Source organism: Streptomyces katrae, from assembly GCF_000966975.1.
GTDB lineage: Bacteria > Actinomycetota > Actinomycetes > Streptomycetales > Streptomycetaceae > Streptomyces > Streptomyces katrae.
In genome coordinates this window covers 1-3,877 of sequence record NZ_JZWV01000820.1, presented here as the reverse complement: position 1 = coordinate 3,877, position 3,877 = coordinate 1, and the positions used below count along the sequence as shown (strand labels likewise).

The window sequence follows — 3,877 nt, the reverse complement described above, 5'->3', positions numbered from 1 at the left end:
CCGCCGCACCCGGAGGAGCGGCGGGAAGCCGGTCTGCGTCGTGGACGTGCGCGACGGTCAGCCGAACGGCGTCTCCATGTCCCCCTTGCTGCAGGAGGAGGAGGCCTGGCAGGAGCAGGAGCCCGAGGAGGCGCCGCCCTCGGGCAGCGCGACGGTGTCCCGCATGGCGGTGACGGTGAGGTCGCCGAGGTCCAGGTCGAGGTCCTCGAAGCCGAACTCGGGGGTGCGTGCGGTGTCGGACACGGGTGTCTCCCTCGTGTGGAAGCGAAAGCCGAAAGGTGCACTGAGCGAAATTTCCGCAGGCCTGCGCAAGGACGCGGGCTGCGGAAGGGAATGCCGGATGTGCTCGGATTTCGGCCCGGCCGGATATCGATCCCGTCCGGCTCTTTCTGTCGGCCGATCCGGAACTCAGGATCACCCGGCGGCTCGAAGGACCACTAGAGCCCGGATCCAGCCGCTCTTCCGAACCCGTACGGCTCCTGGCTCGTTCTCGTGGAAGTCGGCGCCCCACGGGGGCCCGTTCACTGAGTTCACGCCACTCCGGCCGGAATACCACCCGTGGAAGCGGCCCCGGACATGACGACGCCCCCGTCCACCGGAGGGGGTGGAAGGGGGCGGAAGTCGGTGGGACGTCAGGCGGAAATCAGCCCTTGCGCACCACGCTCGACTTGAGCTGCATGGACCCGAAGCCGTCGATCTTGCAGTCGATGTCGTGGCCGTCGACCCCGTCGACGAGGCGGATGTTGCGCACCTTGGTGCCGGCCTTGATGCCGGTGGGGTGACCCTTGACCTTCAGGCCCTTGACGACGGTGACGGTGTCGCCGTCGGCGAGCACGTTGCCGACGGCGTCCTTGATCACCCGCTCCGCGGGGGCGTCACCGGCCTCGGGGGCGGCGGCCAGGGGCCACTCGTGCCCGCATTCGGGGCAGACGAGCAGGGCGCCCATCTCGTAGGCGTACACGCCGGAGCATTCGGGACAGGGGGGAAGTGCGTTGTCGGTCACGCCGCCAGTCTATGGAACGCGGCGGTGCCCCGCCGACGGCTGTCGACGGGGCACCGGAGACGCTCTGCCTGGTCGGGACGGTCAGGCGACCGGGACCGGGTAGGTCGGGTACTCGACGCCGGACACGTGCTGGACCACACGGATGACCTGGCAGGAGTAGCCGAACTCGTTGTCGTACCAGAGGTACAGGATCGCGTTGTCGCCGTCGACCTTGGTGGCGCCGGCGTCCACGATCGAGGCGTGGCGCGAGCCGACGAAGTCCATGGAGACGGCGTCGGGGGCGGTGGTGAAGTCGATCTGGCGCTTCAGCGGCGAGTGCAGCGAGACGCCGCGGAGGTACTCGAGGACCTCGTCGCGGGTGGTCTCGCGGCCCAGGCGCAGGCTGAGGATGGCGATCGAGACGTCCGGGACGGGGACGCGGATCGAGCTGCCGGTGATCGGGGCCTTGAGGTCCGGCAGCGCCTTGGCCACGGCGGAGGCGGCGCCGGTCTCGGTGATGACCATGTTGAGCGGCGCGGAGCGGCCGCGGCGGTCGGCCTTGTGGTAGTTGTCCAGGAGGTTCTGGTCGTTCGTGAACGAGTGGACGGTCTCCACGTGGCCGCGCAGCACGCCGTACTCGTCGTCCATGGCCTTGAGCGGCGGGACGATGGCGTTGGTGGTGCAGGAGGCGCAGGACAGGATCTGCTCGTCCGGCTTGATCGTGTCGTGGTTGACGCCGTGCACGATGTTCGGGACGTCGCCCTTGCCCGGGGCGGTCAGGACGACCTTGTCGATACCGGGGCGCAGGTGCTTGGAGAGGCCCTCGCGGTCGCGCCACTTGCCGGTGTTGTCGATGAGGATGGCGTCCTTGATGCCGTACGCCGTGTAGTCGACCTCGGAGGGGTCGTTCGCGTAGATCACACGGATCGCGTTGCCGTTGGCGATGATCGTGCTGTTCGCCTCGTCGACGGTGATCGTGCCCTGGAACTGGCCGTGGATCGAGTCGCGGCGCAGCAGCGAGGCGCGCTTGACCAGGTCGGCCTCGCCGCCACCGCGGACGACGATGGCGCGCAGGCGCAGACCGTTGCCGGAGCCGGCCTTCTCGATGAGCAGGCGGGCGACGAGGCGGCCGATGCGGCCGAAGCCGTAGAGGACGACGTCGCGGCCGGAGGAGCGCTCCAGCTTGTTCTCACCGGTGGCGCCGGAGAGGGCCTCGGCGGTGAAGTCGGCCACGGACAGACCGCGGTCGTCGCTGTTGTAGTTCGCGGCGAGCATGCCGATGTCGATCTGCGACGGACCGAGATCGAGGGCGGCCAGGGCCTGCAGGAACGGCATGGTCTCGGTGACCGAGAGCTCCTCGCCGTCGATCTGCCGGGCGAACCGGTGGGTCTTGAGGATGCTGACCACCGACTTGTTCACCAGGGAGCGGCTGTGCAGCAGGATCGTTACATCCCGCTCGCGGTGCAGCTTCCCGATGATCGGGATCATCGACTCCGCGATCTCCTCGCGGGTCTTCCAGTTGCTGAACGAGTCCTCGTTGACAGTCACAGAGTTATCTTTCGAGCTAGGCGGCGCTCATATGGTAACCCGTCCGGAATTCGACCCCTCGGCGGGGGTCAGCCGAGGCTCGGGTGGGCTTCCGGGTGGGCGTCCCACCATGTCCGGTGGAAGGCGTTGTTGTCCACGTTCGCCAGATACGCCTCCACCGCCGCCCGATGCAGCAGTTCCCCCTGGTGCGCGGAGACCGAGGCCCGGTTCCAGGCCAGCCGGATCCGCCCGGTGACCGGGGTGCCGGCCAGCGGCCGCATGACCGTACCGGGGACGGCGGGGGCCGTGGGCTGGCTCAGCGAGATGGCCCGGCCCGCCGCGATCAGGTCGTGCTGCATCTTGCGGTCGGTGATCCGGTGGCGCAGCGAGGGGGTGAAGCCCGCCTTGGCACAGGCCTCGATCAGGGCCTCGGGGCCGCCGTCGTCGTCCTGGACGAGGGTCATCCACTGCTCCCCGGCCAGGTCGGCCAGGTCCAGCCGGCTGCGGCCGGCCAGGGGGTGCCGCGCGGACATCCGGATGCAGAACGGCTCCCGGGGCACGACGGTGCGCACCTGGACGCCCCCGGGCAGCGGGACCTCGTAGTCGTTCACCTCGCCGTAGACGATGGCGTCGTACCGGCCCGCGCCGAGCATCCGTACGAGGGCCGTCACCGAGTTCTCCAGGTCCACGGCCACCTCGCGCCCGGACAGGATCAGGTCGGTGCGCGCGAGCAGCCCGTCCAGCAGGACGAGGAGGATGCAGCCCAGCCGCAGGGGCACGTCCGCCGACAGGGCGCGGGCCTCGGCACCGAGGGCGTCCATCTCGCCGAGCACCCGGCGCGCCTTGGCGAGGACGAAGTGGCCCAGCGGGGTGGGCTCGACCCCGCTGCGGCCGCGGACGAAGAGCTCGCCGCCCGTGACCCGCTCGATCCTGCGCAGCTGGGCGGAGAGCGCCGGCTGGGACACCCCGAGCCGTCGCGCCGCCGCGCCCAGACTGCCTGCTTCCGCTATCCGGCAGACGGCTTGCAGGTGCCTCAACTCCAGCTGCATCCCGGCAGCTTACGAATGGCGGCCCCAACGCACCATAACGCGGGCCTTATGCCCGCAGGGATGTCCCAATCTCGCCATGTCCACGCCCATACTCGGCGACGGCGTACAGCCAGACACCCCCCACACACGATCGGAGTGGACTCGTGCAGCCCACCAGATGGACGGCGTCCGTGGCGGCCTTCGCGCTCACCGCGAGCCTCGCCGGCGCTCTGGCCGGCACCGCGTCGGCCGCCCAGCAGCCAGATCCCGTACCACCCCGGCCCTCGCGGGCCGACCGGGCCGTGGCCGCCGCCGACGCGGCGGTCCGCAGCGGCCTGGA

At 70.2% G+C, this 3,877-nt stretch carries 4 protein-coding genes; all 4 read right to left on the bottom strand.

All coding sequences use genetic code 11. The features are described from left to right. Positions 1-57 precede the first annotated feature (57 nt). The 4 genes from VR44_RS27285 to VR44_RS27270 all read right to left on the bottom strand — a co-directional run bounded on the left by VR44_RS27285 (position 58) and on the right by VR44_RS27270 (position 3,558). Entirely contained in the window at positions 58-243 is a 186-nt protein-coding gene (locus VR44_RS27285; RefSeq protein WP_045950271.1) for a thiazolylpeptide-type bacteriocin, read from the bottom strand. Between the two features lie 400 nt (positions 244-643). Continuing rightward, entirely contained in the window at positions 644-1,003 is a 360-nt protein-coding gene (locus tag VR44_RS27280) for a zinc ribbon domain-containing protein YjdM (protein ID WP_045950270.1), read from the bottom strand. 81 nt (positions 1,004-1,084) lie between these two features. Next, positions 1,085-2,530, bottom strand: a complete 1,446-nt coding sequence (locus VR44_RS27275) for a glyceraldehyde-3-phosphate dehydrogenase (RefSeq protein WP_045950269.1) — start codon at positions 2,528-2,530, stop codon at positions 1,085-1,087. A 68-nt stretch (positions 2,531-2,598) separates the two neighbouring features. Further along, positions 2,599-3,558, bottom strand: a complete 960-nt coding sequence (locus VR44_RS27270) for a LysR family transcriptional regulator (protein ID WP_045950268.1) — start codon at positions 3,556-3,558, stop codon at positions 2,599-2,601. Positions 3,559-3,877 lie beyond the last annotated feature (319 nt).

Bases quoted from the DNA above. Each gene is read 5' to 3' on its own strand.
- VR44_RS27270 (WP_045950268.1), bottom strand. From the start codon at position 3,558: ATGCAGCTGGAGTTGAGGCACCTGCAAGCCGTCTGCCGGATAGCGGAA.